Origin of the sequence: Dyella marensis (assembly GCF_900112865.1) — a bacterium.
Lineage (GTDB): Bacteria > Pseudomonadota > Gammaproteobacteria > Xanthomonadales > Rhodanobacteraceae > Dyella_D > Dyella_D marensis_A.
The window spans coordinates 474,388-489,704 of the sequence record NZ_FONH01000001.1 but is presented as its reverse complement, the minus strand read 5'-3'; the positions used below and the strand labels follow the sequence as shown (position 1 = coordinate 489,704).

At 67.0% G+C, this 15,317-nt stretch carries 15 protein-coding genes; 9 read left to right on the top strand and 6 right to left on the bottom strand.

The annotated features are described in order from the left end of the window. The first annotated feature begins 17 nt into the window (after positions 1-17). From pnp to gyrA, 7 genes are all read left to right on the top strand, one after another. Complete coding sequence (pnp, locus tag BM172_RS02000; protein WP_026634420.1) at positions 18-2,117, top strand: polyribonucleotide nucleotidyltransferase; 2,100 nt, start codon at positions 18-20, stop codon at positions 2,115-2,117. 134 nt (positions 2,118-2,251) lie between these two features. Further along, positions 2,252-3,364: a poly(R)-hydroxyalkanoic acid synthase subunit PhaE gene (locus BM172_RS01995; protein ID WP_026634419.1), complete on the top strand. Its 1,113-nt coding sequence runs from the start codon at positions 2,252-2,254 to the stop codon at positions 3,362-3,364. An 11-nt stretch (positions 3,365-3,375) separates the two neighbouring features. Beyond that, positions 3,376-4,443: a class III poly(R)-hydroxyalkanoic acid synthase subunit PhaC gene (gene phaC, locus BM172_RS01990; protein WP_026634418.1), complete on the top strand. Its 1,068-nt coding sequence runs from the start codon at positions 3,376-3,378 to the stop codon at positions 4,441-4,443. 22 nt (positions 4,444-4,465) lie between these two features. Continuing rightward, positions 4,466-4,657, top strand: a complete 192-nt coding sequence (locus tag BM172_RS01985; RefSeq protein WP_026634417.1) for a PspC domain-containing protein — start codon at positions 4,466-4,468, stop codon at positions 4,655-4,657. Between the two features lie 64 nt (positions 4,658-4,721). After that, complete coding sequence (gene mtnA, locus BM172_RS01980) at positions 4,722-5,741, top strand: S-methyl-5-thioribose-1-phosphate isomerase (RefSeq protein ID WP_026634416.1); 1,020 nt, start codon at positions 4,722-4,724, stop codon at positions 5,739-5,741. Positions 5,742-5,751: 10 nt separating this feature from the next. Next, a complete protein-coding gene (locus BM172_RS01975; protein ID WP_026634415.1) occupies positions 5,752-6,162 on the top strand; it encodes a GtrA family protein in 411 nt (136 codons plus the stop codon). Between the two features lie 139 nt (positions 6,163-6,301). After that, the gene (gene gyrA / locus BM172_RS01970) at positions 6,302-8,971 is read left to right on the top strand and encodes a DNA gyrase subunit A (RefSeq protein WP_026634414.1); all 2,670 of its coding nucleotides are present in this window, start codon (positions 6,302-6,304) and stop codon (positions 8,969-8,971) included. Positions 8,972-9,187: 216 nt separating this feature from the next. On the opposite strand, the gene BM172_RS01965 is transcribed toward gyrA, so the two are convergent. The 3 genes from BM172_RS01965 to BM172_RS01955 form a co-directional block, all read right to left on the bottom strand. After that, on the bottom strand, positions 9,188-9,478 hold the full coding sequence (locus tag BM172_RS01965; RefSeq protein WP_026634413.1) for a hypothetical protein: 291 nt from the start codon (positions 9,476-9,478) through the stop codon (positions 9,188-9,190). Positions 9,479-9,555: 77 nt separating this feature from the next. Further along, entirely contained in the window at positions 9,556-10,767 is a 1,212-nt protein-coding gene (locus tag BM172_RS01960) for a M23 family metallopeptidase (protein WP_051548467.1), read from the bottom strand. Between the two features lie 265 nt (positions 10,768-11,032). After that, positions 11,033-11,521, bottom strand: a complete 489-nt coding sequence (locus BM172_RS01955; protein WP_035322839.1) for a peroxiredoxin — start codon at positions 11,519-11,521, stop codon at positions 11,033-11,035. Positions 11,522-11,673: 152 nt separating this feature from the next. Between BM172_RS01955 and BM172_RS01950 the strand changes: the two genes are divergently transcribed. Next, positions 11,674-12,090 carry an Hsp20/alpha crystallin family protein gene (locus BM172_RS01950; protein ID WP_026634411.1) on the top strand — a complete coding sequence of 139 codons (417 nt, stop codon included), beginning with the start codon at positions 11,674-11,676 and terminating at the stop codon, positions 12,088-12,090. Positions 12,091-12,199: 109 nt separating this feature from the next. Then, entirely contained in the window at positions 12,200-13,102 is a 903-nt protein-coding gene (locus tag BM172_RS01945) for a DnaJ C-terminal domain-containing protein (RefSeq protein ID WP_026634410.1), read from the top strand. A 91-nt stretch (positions 13,103-13,193) separates the two neighbouring features. On the opposite strand, the gene pilH is transcribed toward BM172_RS01945, so the two are convergent. The 3 genes from pilH to BM172_RS01930 all read right to left on the bottom strand — a co-directional run bounded on the left by pilH (position 13,194) and on the right by BM172_RS01930 (position 15,272). Beyond that, on the bottom strand, positions 13,194-13,559 hold the full coding sequence (gene pilH, locus BM172_RS01940) for a twitching motility response regulator PilH (RefSeq protein ID WP_026634409.1): 366 nt from the start codon (positions 13,557-13,559) through the stop codon (positions 13,194-13,196). An 85-nt stretch (positions 13,560-13,644) separates the two neighbouring features. Further along, positions 13,645-14,643, bottom strand: a complete 999-nt coding sequence (locus BM172_RS01935) for a YhdH/YhfP family quinone oxidoreductase (protein WP_026634408.1) — start codon at positions 14,641-14,643, stop codon at positions 13,645-13,647. A gap of 32 nt (positions 14,644-14,675) precedes the next feature. After that, positions 14,676-15,272, bottom strand: coding sequence for an LOG family protein (locus BM172_RS01930; RefSeq protein WP_026634407.1), 597 nt, complete (start codon positions 15,270-15,272; stop codon positions 14,676-14,678). Positions 15,273-15,317 lie beyond the last annotated feature (45 nt).

Here is a 15,317-nt window from a genome sequence, read left to right as displayed (position 1 = left end):
CGGACAAGGACATCAACGTGGCGAAAGTAACCAAGTCATTCCAGTACGGTAATCACACGGTCACACTGGAGACGGGCGAAATCGCCCGCCAGGCGTCCGGTGCCGTCATGGTCAGCATGGACGGCACCGTGGTGCTGGTCACCGCGGTGGCCGCCGCCAAGGCGAAGGACGGGCAGGACTTCTTCCCGCTCACCGTCGACTACGTCGAGAAGTTCTACTCCGCGGGCCGCATCCCGGGTGGCTTCTTCAAGCGCGAAGGCCGGCCGACCGAGAAGGAGACGCTGACCTCGCGTCTGATCGATCGCCCGGTGCGCCCGCTGTTCCCGGAAGAGTTCAAGAACGAAGTGCAGGTCATCGCGCAGGTCGTCTCGCTCAACCCGGAAGTCGACGGCGACATCCCGGCCATGCTGGGCGCCTCCGCCGCGCTGAGCCTCGCCGGCATCCCGTTCAAGGGTCCGATCGGCGCCGCCCGCGTCGGCTACGTCGGCGGCAAGTACGTGCTCAACCCGACCGCCACCGAGCTGAAGGGCTCGGACCTGGACCTGGTCGTGGCCGGCACCACCAATGCCGTGCTGATGGTGGAATCCGAAGCCAAGCTGCTCAGCGAGGAAGTCATGCTGGGCGCCGTGGTGTACGGCCACCAGCAGATGCAGGTCGCCATCCGCGCGATCGCCGAGCTGGCCACCGAGGCCGCCCGCCCGTCGATGGGCTGGCAGCCGCCGGTCCGTAACGAGGCCCTGGCCGCCGCCGTGCAGGGCGCCGTCGGCAACAAGCTCGAAGAAGCCTTCCAGGTGCGCGACAAGCTGCAGCGCCGCGACGCCATCGCCGCGATCAAGGCCGACGTGCTGGCCTCGCTCAAGGCCCAGGCCGAAGAACACGCCTGGCCGTCCGCCGAGCTGGCGAAGGAATTCGGCGAGCTCGAATACCGCACCATGCGCGACAGCGTGCTGAAGACCAAGGTGCGCATCGACGGCCGCCAGCTGGACGACGTCCGCCCGATCACCGTGCGCGTCGGCGTGCTGCCGCGCACCCACGGCTCGGCGCTGTTCACCCGCGGCGAGACGCAGGCCCTGGTCGTGGCCACGCTGGGCACCACCCGCGACGCGCAGATCATCGATGCGCCGGAAGGCGAGTCGAAGGATCCGTTCCTGTTCCACTACAACTTCCCGCCGTTCTCGGTGGGCGAGGCCGGTCGCTTCGGCGCGCCGAAGCGTCGCGAGATCGGCCACGGCCGCCTCGCCAAGCGCGGCGTGCAGGCGGTCAAGCCCTCGATCGAGGAATTCCCGTACGTGCTGCGCGTGGTCTCCGAGATCACCGAGTCGAACGGCTCCTCCTCGATGGCCTCGGTGTGCGGTTCCTCGCTGGCCATGATGGACGCCGGCGTGCCGCTCAAGGCGCCGGTGGCGGGCATCGCCATGGGCCTGGTGAAGGAAGGCGGCGACTACGTCGTGCTGTCCGACATCCTGGGCGACGAAGACCACCTCGGCGACATGGACTTCAAGGTGGCCGGTAGCGCCACCGGCGTGTCCGCGCTGCAGATGGACATCAAGATCGACGGCATCACCGAAGAGATCATGAAGGTGGCGCTGGAGCAGGCCAAGCGTGGCCGCCTGCACATCCTCGGCGAAATGGCCAAGGTGATCAGCGAGCCGCGTTCGGAGATGAGCGAGTACGCCCCGCGCCTGCTCACCATCAAGATCCACCCGGACAAGATCCGCGAAGTCATCGGCAAGGGCGGCGCCACCATCCGCTCGATCACCGAAGAGACCGGCACCACCATCGACATCAGCGACGACGGCACGGTCATCATCGCCTCGGTCAACCGCCTCGCGGCGGACGACGCGAAGAAGCGCATCGAGCAGATCGTCTCCGACGTCGAGCCGGGCCGCATCTACGAGGGCAAGGTCGCCAAGCTGATGGACTTCGGCGCATTCGTCACGATCCTGCCGGGCAAGGACGGCCTCGTCCATGTCTCGCAGATCTCCAACGAGCGCGTGGAGAAGGTCTCCGACAAGCTGAAGGAAGGCGACATCGTCAAGGTCAAGGTGCTGGAAGTGGACAAGCAGGGCCGCATCCGCCTGTCCATGAAGGCCGTGACCGAGGAAGAGGGCGCCTAAGCCTTCGCTCGCCAGCGTGTCCGAAAGAAGGCCCGGCTCTCGCCGGGCCTTCTTTTTTTCCGCGGCGCCGCGCTGCAACGCAGCCGTACGAAGGCTTTTGCTACGATGCCCGGAGCGCAAACGAGGATGCGGGCATGAGCGATCACGCCAACGATGTCATGAAGCAATACCAGGCCTGGGCGCAGCAATCGTGGGATGCATGGATGCAATCGCTGCAACGGCCGGCGTCGCCGTTCGCGCCGGCGGCGCCCGCGTCCTCCGACGATGTGCTGTCGCGCGCCATGGGCGGCCTGAAAAGCTATGCCGACTGGCTGCAGGCGGCCGCGACCAGCGGCATCGCCGGGCAGGGGCAGGGCGACTGGCAGCAGGCGCTGCAGCAGCTGTTCCTGGGGATGGGCCAACCGGCGGCGGCCTCGCCGTTCATGGGCGCGCCCTTCGCCGGCACGCCGTTCGCAGGCATGAACCAGCCATTCGCCCAGGCCTTCGCCGGCATCGACAACGCCGCTGCCCACGGTTTCGCCCAGCAATGGCAGAGCTGGCTGCAGGCGATGCAGCCGCGCACCGGCGAGTGGAACGCGGGCTTCGGCGGCGACAGCCCCGCCTTCGGCTATACGCGCGAACGCCAGATGCAGCAGCAGGCCCTGCTTGAGGCGATGCGCGAATACACCGATGCCTCCAACCGCTACAACACGTTGATCCTGCGCGCCAACGCCGACGGCTTCGAGCGCCTGCGCGAAAAGCTGGCCGAGCGCACCGATCCCGGCCGCCAGATCGATTCGCTCAAGGCGCTGTACGACCTGTGGGTCGACGCCGCCGAGGAAGCCTACGCGCAGATCGCGCTGTCCGACGAATTCCGCGACGCCTACGGCGCGATGGTCAACCGGCAGATGCACGTGCGCCAGCTGCAGCAGCGGCAGACCGAGGCCTGGTGCCGCGAACTGGGCATGCCGACGCGCAGCGAAGTCGATTCGCTCGGCAAGCGCGTGCAGGAGCTGCGCCGCGAACTGCGCGCGGCAGCGGGCGGCGCGCCGTCGCGCGCGTCCGCGCCGGATGCCGAACTGGATGCGCTGCGCAGCGAAGTCGCCGCGCTGAAGCGCAAGCTCTCCGGCCGCGCCGAAGCCGCGCACGCGCCGAAGAAAGTAGTGTCCGAGTCGCTGGGCGCGGAAGCGGAGAACAAGCGCAAGCCCGCCGCCCGCCGCACCGCCAAGGCCGCGCCGACCCGCGGCACGCAACGCACGCGCAAGTGAAGGACTGACGCATGTTCACCCCTCTACGCATCGATCCGGCCAAGCTCCTGGGCGAAGTCTCAGCCTTCCAGCGCAAGCTCGCCGCAGGCATGGAAAGCCTGCGCGGCATGCACGAGCCCGAATACGCCAATACGCCGCGCGAAGCCGTCTATCGCGAGGACAAGCTCACCGTCTGGCACATCAAGGGCAACGGCAAGCCGACCTCGAAGACGCCGCTGCTGATCGTCTACGCCCTGGTCAACACGGTGTGGATGACCGACCTGCAGGCCGACCGCTCGCTGGTGCGCAACCTGCTCGAGCAGGGCGAAGATGTCTATCTCATCGACTGGGGTTACCCGGACGGCGCCGACCGCTGGCTGACCCTGGACGATTACCTCAACGGCTATCTCGACCGCTGCGTCGATGCGGTGCGCCAGCGCCACGGCCTGGACGCGATCAACCTGCTCGGCATCTGCCAGGGCGGCGCGTTCTCGCTGTGCTACACGGCGATGCATCCGGACAAGGTCAAGAACCTGGTCACCATGGTCACGCCGGTGGACTACCACACGCCGGACAACATGCTGTCGCACTGGGTGCAGAACCTCGACGTGGACCTGTTCGTCGACACGCTGGGCAATATCCCGGCCGAGCTGATGAACTACGTCTACCTCACGCTCAAGCCCGTGCGCCTCAACCAGCAGAAATACGTGTCGATGGTCGACCTGCTGGACAACCGCAAGGAGATGGAGAATTTCCTGCGCATGGAGCGCTGGATCTTCGACTCGCCCGACCAGGCCGGCGAAGCCTTCCGCGCATTCATCAAGGACTTCTACCAGGGCAACAAGCTGGTGAAGGGCACGCTCACCATCGGCGACAAGCCGGTGGACTTAGGCATGGTCACGCAGCCGGTGCTGAACATCTTCGCCGAGCAGGATCACCTGGTGCCGCCGGACGCCTCGCGCGCGCTGGGCAAGCATGTGGGCACCACCGACTATACCCAGCTCGCCTTCAAGGGCGGGCATATCGGCATCTACGTATCCGGGCGCGCGCAGCGCGAGGTGCCGCCGGCCATCCACCAGTGGCTGCGTTCCAGGGATTGAGTTCCAGCACAAGGAGAACACCATGAATACCGACAAACGTCTCGTCCGTTCCAGCAGCCAGAAGATGATCGCCGGCGTGTGCGGCGGCGTCGCGCAATACCTGGGCTGGGACGTCACCATCGTGCGCCTGCTGTGGATCGTGCTGACCCTGGCCGGCGGCTCCGGTATCCTTATCTATCTGATCCTGTGGCTGGTGATGCCGCAGGACGTCTAGACGGCCGAACGACCCGGCCGCCGGCATGCGCGCTGCGCGCGTGCCGCCTTGTTCGAGCGAATCCATGAGCATCGACTACGACCGTTACGACCGCATCCGTGCCGTGCAATGGCGCGGCGACCATCTGCGCCTGCTCGACCAGCGCCTGCTGCCGCGCGAAGAACAATGGATCGACTGCCGCGACGCCGCGCAGGTGACCCAGGCGATCCGCGACCTGGCCGTGCGCGGCGCGCCAGCCATCGGCATCGCCGCGGCCTGGGGCGTGGTGCTGGCCGCGCAGCAGGGGGTGCCCCTGGACGCCGCACTCGCCATGCTGCGCGCCGCGCGTCCCACCGCGGTGAACCTGATGTGGGCGCTGGACCGCATGAAGTCGCGCATCGCCGCGGGCGCCGATGCCGCCGCGCTGGAGCGCGAGGCGCAGGCGATCCAGGACGAGGACCTGGCCGCCAACCGCCATATGGGCGAGCTCGGCGCCGGACTGATCGCCGCCGGCTCCGGCGTGCTCACCCACTGCAATACCGGCTCGCTGGCCACCGCCGGCTTCGGCACGGCGCTGGGCGTGATCCGCGCCGGGGTCAGCGCCGGCCGCATCGCGCAGGTCTATGCCGGCGAGACGCGGCCCTGGCAGCAGGGCGCGCGCCTGACCATGTGGGAGCTGGTGCGCGACGGCATTCCCGCGCAGCTGATCGCCGATTCCGCCGCCGCGCACCTGATGCGTTCGGGCGCGGTGCAGTGGGTGATCGTCGGCGCCGACCGCATCGCCGCCAACGGCGACACCGCCAACAAGATCGGCACCTACCAGCTGGCCATCGCCGCGCGCCACCACGGCGTGAAGTTCATGGTGGCGGCGCCGTCCTCCACCGTCGACATGGCCACGCCCTCGGGCGAGGCGATCGAGATCGAGCTGCGCGACCCGGCCGAGCTGCTGGCGGTGGCGGGGCAACGCACCGTGGTCGAGGGCGCGCAGGCGTGGAACCCGGTGTTCGACGTGACGCCGGCGGAATTGATCGACGCCATCGTTACCGAGCGCGGCGTGATCGAGCATCCGAACGAACTGGCCATGCAGGCGATGTTCGGTTCATGAAGGAAGTTTCGTGAGGCTGCGCCGCGAAGCCGGCCTGTTCTTCGTCGGCGGCGTGATCGGCTTCATCGCCGACGCCGGCGGCGTGCAGGCCCTGGTGACGCTGGCCGGCTGGAATGCGTATATCGCCCGCGTGCCGTCCTTCCTGCTCGCCGCCACCGCTACCTGGTGGTGGAACCGCCGCTACACCTTCGCTCACCGCGCCAGCGGCCAGCCGCTGCACCTGGAATGGCTGCGCTGGATGGGGCTGATGACCGCCGGCGCGCTGATCAACTATGCCGTCTATGCGGTCATGCTGATGAGTTTTCCGGCCTTGCACCGCTGGCCGGCGGCCGCCGTGCTGGCCGGTTCGCTGGTGGCTGCGCTGGTTAATTTCTCGACAGCGCGCGGGGTGCTTTTCAAGGGCTCCAAAAGCTCCGCGTAAGCTATTGATTCCATTCATCAAAATACTGTCGTTTCGATAGTATTTCTGCTACACTTCGACAGCTATTTCCGGGACCGTGGCACGCGCGGCTGAAGCTCGCGCGGTGCGGCCCTTTTTCTTCATCCAGGGAAGCCGATTGATGGCAGAACTCGCCAAAGAAATCATCCGCGTCAACATCGAAGACGAGATGCGCCAGAGCTACCTCGACTACGCCATGAGCGTGATCGTGGGCCGCGCGCTCCCGGACGTGCGCGATGGCCTCAAGCCGGTGCATCGCCGCGTGCTGTACGCGATGAACGAATTGAGCAACGTCTGGAACAAGCCCTACAAGAAGTCCGCCCGCGTGGTCGGCGACGTGATCGGTAAATACCATCCGCACGGCGACGCCTCGGTCTACGACGCGATCGTGCGCATGGCCCAGCCGTTCTCGCTGCGCTACATGCTGGTGGACGGCCAGGGCAACTTCGGCTCGGTCGACGGCGACAACGCCGCGGCCATGCGTTACACCGAGGTGCGCATGGCGCGCCTCACCCACGAGCTGCTGGCCGACATCGACAAGGAAACCGTCGACTTCGGCCCCAACTACGACGAGAGCGAGAGCGAGCCGCTGGTGCTGCCCACCCGCGTGCCGAACCTGCTCGTCAACGGCTCCGCCGGCATCGCGGTGGGCATGGCCACCAACGTGCCGCCGCATAACCTCAACGAGGTGATCGCGGCGACCATCGGCCTGATCGACGAGCCCTCGCTGTCGGTCGACGATCTGATGCAATACATCCCCGGCCCGGATTTCCCGACCGCCGGCATCATCAACGGCTCCTCCGGCATCGTCGAGGCCTACCGCACCGGCCGCGGCCGCATCCTGGTGCGCGCCCGCGCCGAGATCGAGACCGAATCCAACGGCCGCGAGACGATCATCGTCACCGAGCTGCCGTACCAGGTGAACAAGGCGCGCCTGATCGAGAAGATCGCCGAGCTGGTCAAGGAAAAGAAGCTCGAGGGCATCAGCGAGCTGCGCGACGAGTCCGACAAGGACGGCATGCGCGTGGTGATCGAGATCCGCCGTGACTCGATGGCCGACGTGGTGCTCAACAACCTGTTCCAGCAGACCCAGCTGCAGGTCACCTTCGGCATCAACATGGTCGCCCTGCTGGACGGCCAGCCGCGGCTGCTGAACCTCAAGGACATCCTCGAGGCCTTCATCCGCCATCGCCGCGAGGTGGTCACCCGCCGCACCATCTTCGAACTGCGCAAGGCGCGCGCCCGCGCGCACATCCTGGAAGGCCTCACCGTCGCGCTGGCCAACATCGACGAGATGATCGAGCTGATCCGCAACTCCGCCTCGCCGCAGGAAGCACGCGAGCGCATGCTGGCGCGCAAGTGGCAGCCGGGCATGGTGTCGGCGCTGCTGGCCGCCGCCGGCGCCGATGCCTCGCGTCCGGAAGACCTCGACCCGCGCGACGGCCTGAAGGCCGACGGCTACCAGCTCTCGGACGTGCAGGCCCAGGAAATCCTGGCCATGCGCCTGCATCGCCTGACCGGCCTGGAGCAGGAAAAGCTCTCCGACGAATACCGCGAGATCCTGGAAACCATCCGCGGCCTGATCGAGATCCTGGAAGACCCGGCCCGCCTGCTGGCGGTGATCCGCGCCGAGCTCGAGGTGATCAAGGAAGAATTCGGCGACAAGCGCCGCACCGAGATCCAGCATTCGCAGGAAGACCTCAACGTGCTCGACCTGATCGCGCCGGAAGACGTGGTCGTCACGCTGTCGCACACCGGCTACGTCAAGCGCCAGCCGGCCAGCACCTATCGCGCGCAGCGCCGCGGCGGCAAGGGCCGTTCGGCGTCGGCGCTGAAGGACGAGGATTTCGTCGAGCAGCTGTGGGTGGTCAATACGCATGACACGCTGCTGACCTTCACCAGCACCGGCCGCGTGTACTGGCTCAACGTGTACCAGATGCCGGAATCCGGCCCGAACGCGCGCGGCAAGCCGATGGTGAACCTGCTGCCGCTCGCCGCCGGCGAGAAGGTGCAGGCGGTGCTGCCGGTGCGCGAGTACAGCGACGACCGCTACGTGTTCTTCGCCACCCGCCAGGGCACGGTGAAGAAGACGCCGCTGAACGAATTCGCCTTCCAGCTGCAGAAGGGCAAGATCGCCATCAACCTCGACGAGGGCGATGCGCTGGTCAACGTCGAGCTCACCGACGGCAACAGCGACGTGCTGCTGTTCGCCTCCAACGGCAAGACGGTGCGCTTCGATGAGGGCGAGGTCCGCTCGATGGGCCGCACCGCCACCGGCGTGCGCGGCATGAAGCTGGCCGATGGCGCCGAGGTGGTCTCGCTGATCGTGGTCGCACCGGAAGGCGGCGACATCCTCACCGCCACCGCACGCGGCTACGGCAAGCGCACCCTGCTGGAAGAGTTCCCCAAGAAGGGACGCGGCACCCAGGGCGTGATCGGCATCCAGTGCTCGGAGCGCAATGGCGGCCTGGTCTCCGCGGTGCAGGTCACCGAGGCGCACGAGCTGATGCTGATCTCCAACCAGGGCACGCTGGTGCGTACCCGCGTGGCGGAGGTCTCGCAGCTGAGCCGCAACACCCAGGGCGTGACCCTGATCAAGCTGCCGGCCGACGAGGCGTTGGTCAGCGTGGTGCGGCTGGATGCGGAGGAAGAGTCCGAGGGCAGCGGCGCGGAAGCGCTCGACACCGATGGCGGCAGCGTGGAGGCGGGCGAGGTTGTGCCTGGCTCGAACGATGCGGTTGAAGACGGTGCCGGCGAGAGCGGTACCGACGATTCCGAGCCGGAGGCGTGATCGGCGAATCGTCCTAGCGATCGCCAGCCATGAAATCCCTCGCCGCGCTGCGGCGGGGGATTTTTATTTGCGGATGGGCCGAAGCCCGGCGTAGGTTGGGGTGAGCCAAAGGCGAACCCCAACAGACCTTGCACCACGACCGCCACGTTGGGGTTCGCTGCGCTCACCCCAACCTACGCCGGACCCTTGGGTTTCAGTGGAGTGGATCGAGTAACTTCACTCGTACGTGGTGATAGTCAGCCGGGCATCGGGTCCGGCGTAACCAGCGAAGTACGCCAGCAGCTCCGGCGTGTCTCCCATCGCAAGAGCGGCACTCAATGCTTCCTCACGCTTGCGCGCCGCGTTGCCATCCGGCAGCACGTGCGCACCTGCGGTGAAAGCCGCCAGCGGAGCCGCCGGCGTGACCAGCCGCCCCATGAAGTGAATCCCCCCTTGCTGTGCGCCGGCATCGCACGACAACAGCAGCGCGAAGGCGGCGACGCCGAACACTGCACGATGAATAGCCATGACAAATCTCCCCGAATGATCGTGGTGACCTGACATGTACGCCGTTGTTTAGGAGTGTTCCTTGAGGTGTTTCGCAGTCAGGGCTGCTTTGGCGCCGGAGCTACCTGCTTGAAGCCGGCAGGGTGTGGCGCAAAGGTCAGCACCGACAGCGGCGCCGGCAGTTCTGCCTGGCGCTCGACCACGCGCGCCGAAGGCTGCCATGCTTTCTCGCCGCCGAAATCCTCGATCGAGCGATAGCTGCCTGCCCAGCCGAACCGGTCCAGCGCATACGGCATGCCTTCCGCATCCAGCGGCAGGTTGGCGTCGGCCACATGCATATGCAGGTGCGGACCGGTGGTTTCGCCGGTATAGCCGAGCCGGCCGATCACCTCGCCGCGATGCACGGCCTGGCCCGGCTTCACCGTGATGCTGCCGGTCTTGAGGTGTTCGTAGAACACGTAGCGGCCGCCGCCTAGATCCAGGCTGACGTAGTTGCCGGTGGCGTCCTGCAGGGGCACGCGGGTGGGCTTGCCGGGATCGACCCTGGCCGGTTCCGCCATGCCGTCCATTGCCGCCGCCACCTTGCCGTCGGCGACCGCGAGCACTTCCTCGCCGTAGCCCAGCCAGTGCTTCGGATCGGTCGGGTCGCCCTTGGTATAGCGCCCCTGCGCGTCGACCTTGATCCAGTCGATGGCGAAGCGGCCCGGTACATGCACCGCGCCATTCACCGCGTACAGCGAGCGGCGATGGCCGCGCGCCCACGAACCGTCGTACACGGCGACCCAGTAGCCGCCGCGCAAGGGCGGCGAGAACACGACCGGCGCCGGCCATCCATGCAGCATCAGCGTGCCGCCCTGAGCTTGCACGGGTGCGCCGCCGTCGGGGCGTTCGGCGCTGAGTTCATGCGTGAGGTGCAGATCGGTGGGAGCTGCGTCGAAGCCGAGGTTGAGGTAGATGACAGCGTGGGCGCCGGGGGCGATGGCCGTATCGCCTTTCTTGCCGGAGAGGCCTGGGCCGCCGAGCATGGCGCGCACGGCGGCTGCGTCGTAGTCGCGTAGGATGTGGCCGTTGTCCGCGTCGATCACGCGCAGTTGTTCCGGTTGCAGCGGTTCGGCGGAGTAGTTGTCCAGGTGCAGTTCGTAGAGCAGATCCCATTGGCCGTTGACCTTGATCGGTGCGGGTTGCCAGGGCACGCGGAGGTCGAAGGCCTGCACGACAGGGGCGCGTTGGGCGATGGCGGGGGAGAGCCAGGTGCTGGTGAGTACGACTGCGATGGAGATGATCTTGCCGATCGTGCGAGCGGTTTTCATGCAGCCCCCATGGTGATTCGTATCACTTTGGGAAAGCGCATGACCGTCCGCCAGTGCCGATATGCCATGACCTGTGGGGCAGAATCCGAGCTTGCGACTCTTCTCTCCTCCGGGGAGCACGCGGGTTTGAGGAGCGAGGAAGATGCCGGTCCCACGGGGACTCCCTTCGGTCGCAACAGATGAGGGGCCGGGGCCGCTTCTACGCTCAGCCCGACCCCTCACGCCAGCCCTCTCCCCGGATGGGAGAGGGAGTTGCGTTGAGGGTTCAGCCGTCCAATGCGGCCAGCATTGCCTCAGCACTCGACACGCGAAACTCCCCCGGCGCTTCCACATGCAGCTGGCGCACCACGCCATCCTCCGCATACAACGCGAAACGGCGCGAACGCAGGCCCATCCCGTAAGCGGCGCCGTCGAGCTCCAGCCCCAGCGCGCGCGTAAAGCTGCCATTGCCATCGGCAAGCATGATCATCCCTGGCGGCACTTGCTGGTCGCGCGCCCACGCCTGCATCACATATGCATCGTTGACTGCCGCGCACACCACGTCGACACCGCGCTGCCGGAAGTCGGCGAAGTGCTTTACATAGCCGGGCAGATGCTTGTTGGAGCAGGTCGGCGTGAACGCGCCGGGCACGGCGAACAACACCGTCTTGCGCTGCGCGAACAGTGTCGCGCTCTGCCGGGATTCGATCTGGCCGTCGACGATAAGCTTGATCTCGAGGTCGGGAAGGGTCTGGCCGAGCTGGATCGTCGTCATGGGCGGGACTCGATGGGAGATAAGCGCGGGGATGCTAGCGCTTCCGCGCAGGCCTGTCGTCTTGAATCGCACCGTCTTGAATCGCGGCGCCGCGCACCTATCTATCCAGGCAGGCGGTGACGGCACCGCACACCTATTCGAGAGGATTCACCATGTATCTGGGACGCAATCTTTCCTGGCCCCGGCACGCCCTGGGCGACCGTCTGTTTCAGCTGGACCAGGCCGCTCAGGCCGGCGAGGCGCCGTGGGCGCCGCGCGTCGACATCAAGGAAGACGACAAGCGCTTCGTGATCCTGGCCGACATCCCGGGCATCGATCCGGCCGGCATCGAAGTGAGCATGGACAAGGGCGTGCTCACCATCAAGGGCGAGCGCAAGCAGGAGAACCTGGAAGAGGGCCATCGCTTTACGCGTGTCGAGCGCGCGCATGGCGCCTTCCTGCGCCGCTTCGCGCTGCCGGACAGCGCCGATGCCGAAGGCATTACCGCGCATGGCCGCAACGGCGTGCTCGAGGTGTCGATCCCGAAGCGAGCGGAAAGCGCTCCGCGCCGCATCGAAATCACCCACTAAGGCGCCTGTTCGAGGCCTGCGTGTTGCGGCCACGGCCCGCCACGGACAATGATCCGCGGCGGGCCGTCCGCGTTGTTTGGACTTGCAGCAGCCATTGGCGGGAGTGGCAGTGGAATTCAAAGACTATTACGACATCCTGGGCGTGAAACCGGACGCCAGCGAGGCCGACATCAAGGCGGCCTATCGCAAGCTCGCCCGCAAATACCATCCGGACAAGAACAAGGAAGCGGGCGCCGAAGAGAAGTTCAAGGCCGTCAACGAGGCCAACGAAGTCCTGCGCGATGCGGAAAAGCGCCGCGCCTACGACAACCTGCGCGCCGGCGGCTATCGCGGCGGCGAGCAGTTCCGACCGCCGCCGGGCTGGGGGCAGGGGCAGGGCTTCGATGTCGGCGACATGGGCGGCAGCGGGGACTTCAGCGATTTCTTCGAAAGCCTGTTCGGCCGCTCGGCCGGCGGCGCGCGCGGTTCGGCACGCGCGATGCGCGGCAATGACATCCAGGCGCAGGTGCAGATCGAACTGCAGGTCGCCTTCGACGGCGGCCGCACGCGCGTGGCCCTGCACGATGGCAGCGGCAACGAGCGCGTGCTGGAAGTGAAGATCCCGGCCGGCATCCAGCCCGGCCAGGTGATCCGCCTGTCCGGCCAGGGCCATCCCGGCCGCAACGGCGGTCCCAGCGGCGACCTGCTGCTGGAAGTGCAGTTCCGCGACGACCCGCGCTTCCGCCTGGACGGCCGCAACGTGATTCACGTGCTGCCGATCGCTCCGTGGGAAGCGGCCCTGGGCGCCACGGTCCCGGTGCCGACCCTGGCCGGCACGGTGGACCTGCGCATTCCGGCGGGCTCGCAGTCGGGCCGCAAGCTGCGGCTGAAGGGGCGTGGCTTGCCCGGGGCGCATCCGGGCGACCAGCTGGTCGAGTTGTCGATCCGCGCGCCGGCGGCGGAGTCGGAGGAGCAGCGCAAGGCTTATGAGGCGTTGCGTGACGAGTTCGAAGGATTCGATCCGCGGCGTTGAGGCCTCACCGTCATCCCGGCCTGCGCCGGGATGACGAACGAAAAACGGCGCCCCAGGGCGCCGTTTTTCTGTACTGCTTCGCCCGAATCGTTCAGGCCGGCAGCAAACCCTTCAGCGTCTCGACCAGCTCTTCTTCCTTGATCGGCTTGGTCACGTACGCCTTCGCGCCCTGGCGCAGGCCCCACACCTTGTCGGTTTCCTGGTCCTTGGTGGTCACCAGGATCACCGGGATGTGCTGGGTTTCCGGGTCCTTGCTGATGGTGCGGGTCGCCTGGAAGCCGTTGAGGTTGGGCATGACCACGTCCATCAGGATCAGGTCGGGCTTCTCGCGCTTGGCGACTTCCACGCCGGCGGCACCGTCTTCCGCAGTCAGGGTCTCGTGCCCCAGCTTTTCGACGATGCGCTTGATACCAAGCAACTGCGACGGCGAATCGTCGACGATCAGAATACGTGCCATAAGGTGGGAGTCCCCTTGTTGTTTCGTGTTTCGAAGGATTCTAAGCCGCGCCAGCGGCATCTTCCAAGTCAGTTCAGCTTGAGCTTTACACTTCATGCCGCACAACGGTGCGGCCGAACGATTCTCCAGCCAGCATGCGCTCGAATACGTCCGGTAGCTGGTCCAGGCTGACCTCGCGCGTGGCGATCCGATCCAGGTGCCGCGGCTTCCAGTCGCCGGCCAGGCGTTCCCAGACGCGCTCGCGCTGGTCCCGCGCGGTGCCGGCCGAGGCCACGCCCAGCAGGCTCACGCTGCGGATGATGAAGGGCATCACCGTGCTGTCGAAGCCGATGCCGCCGGCGTTGCCGCAGATCGCGACGTTGCCGTAGGGCGCGACCAGCGGCAGCAGGCCGGCCAGCATGGCGCCGCCGACATTGTCCAGCGCGCCGCCGAAGCGAGCCGAATCCATCGGCTTGCCGCTGAACACCAGTTCGCGGCGGTCGATGCATGCGCTCGCGCCCAGGCTGCGCAGAAAATCGAAATGATCGGCCTTGCCGCTGATCGCATGCACCTGGTAGCCGGCGCGGCTGAAGATATCGATCGCCAGCATGCCTACGCCGCCGGAGGCGCCGGTCACGGCGATCGGCCCCAGCGCCGGCGTCTGGCGGTTGTCTTCCATCTGCAGCAGGGCCAGCGCGGCGGTGAAGCCGGCGGTGCCCAGCACCATGCTCTCGCGCAAGCTGAGGCCGGCGGGCAGGGGAATCGTCCAGTGCGCATCGAAGCGGGCGTATTCGCCATAGCCGCCGTCGCGTGTCTCGGACAAGCCGCTGCCGGTGCACAGCACCGCATCGCCTTCCTTGAACTTCGGATCGGTGGAAGCCACCACCACGCCGGCCGCATCGATGCCGCCGTTGAGCGGGTACTGGCGCAGGATCTTGCCCTTGCCGGTGCCGGCCAGCGCATCCTTGTAGTTGACCGAGGAATACGCCGTCTTCACCAGCACCTGGCCCGCGCTGAGCGCGCCGGTGCTCATCGTCTCGATGCCGCCGCGATAGCCGGAGCCGTCGTTGTGGATGCGGAAGGCGCGGAAATCGAGGTCGGTCATGGCGGTGCGTTCCGGATGGCTGGGGACGGCATTCAGGCTTCGACGCTGCTGCGGTCGATCCACTTGGGGCTGTACTGGCCCTGGTAGTGCTCCATCCAGTGGAACAGCTTTTCCATGCTGTCGCCGAACCACACGCTGTCGCGCTGCTCGGTGCGCACGAAGCGCTCGTCCACCATGTGGTCGAGCATGCCGCGCAGCTGCCGATAGTAGCCGCGCACGTCGAGGAAGGCGCAAGGGAAGCTGTGCAGGCCCAGCTGCGCCCAGGTCAGCATCTCGAACATCTCGTCCATGGTGCCGAAGCCGCCGGGCAGGGCGACGAAGGCGTCGCTGCGCTCGAACATGCGGGTCTTGCGCTGGTGCATGGTCTCGACCACTTCCAGCTCGGTCAGGCCGACGTGCGCCACTTCGCGCTCGACCAGCTGGCGCGGGATCACGCCGATCACCTTGCCGCCGCCGGCCAGCACCGCATCGGCCACCGTGCCCATCAGCCCGACCTTGCCGCCGCCGTAGACCAGTGCGATGCCGCGCCGGGCCATCTCGGCGCCGAAGGCGCGCGCCTGCTCGGTGTATTCCGGCGAGCCACCCGGGCTCGAGCCGCAATAGACGCAGATGGCGGTGGGCTGGGGCATGGGCGTCTCCGGGAAAAGAAGATTAGGTAATGGGGGCAGGTCGCG

Bases quoted from the DNA above. Each gene is read 5' to 3' on its own strand.
- BM172_RS01995 (WP_026634419.1), top strand. From the start codon at position 2,252: ATGAGCGATCACGCCAACGATGTCATGAAGCAATACCAGGCCTGGGCG.
- phaC (WP_026634418.1), top strand. From the start codon at position 3,376: ATGTTCACCCCTCTACGCATCGATCCGGCCAAGCTCCTGGGCGAAGTC.
- BM172_RS01985 (WP_026634417.1), top strand. From the start codon at position 4,466: ATGAATACCGACAAACGTCTCGTCCGTTCCAGCAGCCAGAAGATGATC.
- mtnA (WP_026634416.1), top strand. From the start codon at position 4,722: ATGAGCATCGACTACGACCGTTACGACCGCATCCGTGCCGTGCAATGG.
- gyrA (WP_026634414.1), top strand. From the start codon at position 6,302: ATGGCAGAACTCGCCAAAGAAATCATCCGCGTCAACATCGAAGACGAG.
- BM172_RS01965 (WP_026634413.1), bottom strand. From the start codon at position 9,478: ATGGCTATTCATCGTGCAGTGTTCGGCGTCGCCGCCTTCGCGCTGCTG.
- BM172_RS01960 (WP_051548467.1), bottom strand. From the start codon at position 10,767: ATGAAAACCGCTCGCACGATCGGCAAGATCATCTCCATCGCAGTCGTA.
- BM172_RS01955 (WP_035322839.1), bottom strand. From the start codon at position 11,521: ATGACGACGATCCAGCTCGGCCAGACCCTTCCCGACCTCGAGATCAAG.
- BM172_RS01950 (WP_026634411.1), top strand. From the start codon at position 11,674: ATGTATCTGGGACGCAATCTTTCCTGGCCCCGGCACGCCCTGGGCGAC.
- pilH (WP_026634409.1), bottom strand. From the start codon at position 13,559: ATGGCACGTATTCTGATCGTCGACGATTCGCCGTCGCAGTTGCTTGGT.
- BM172_RS01935 (WP_026634408.1), bottom strand. From the start codon at position 14,643: ATGACCGACCTCGATTTCCGCGCCTTCCGCATCCACAACGACGGCTCC.
- BM172_RS01930 (WP_026634407.1), bottom strand. From the start codon at position 15,272: ATGCCCCAGCCCACCGCCATCTGCGTCTATTGCGGCTCGAGCCCGGGT.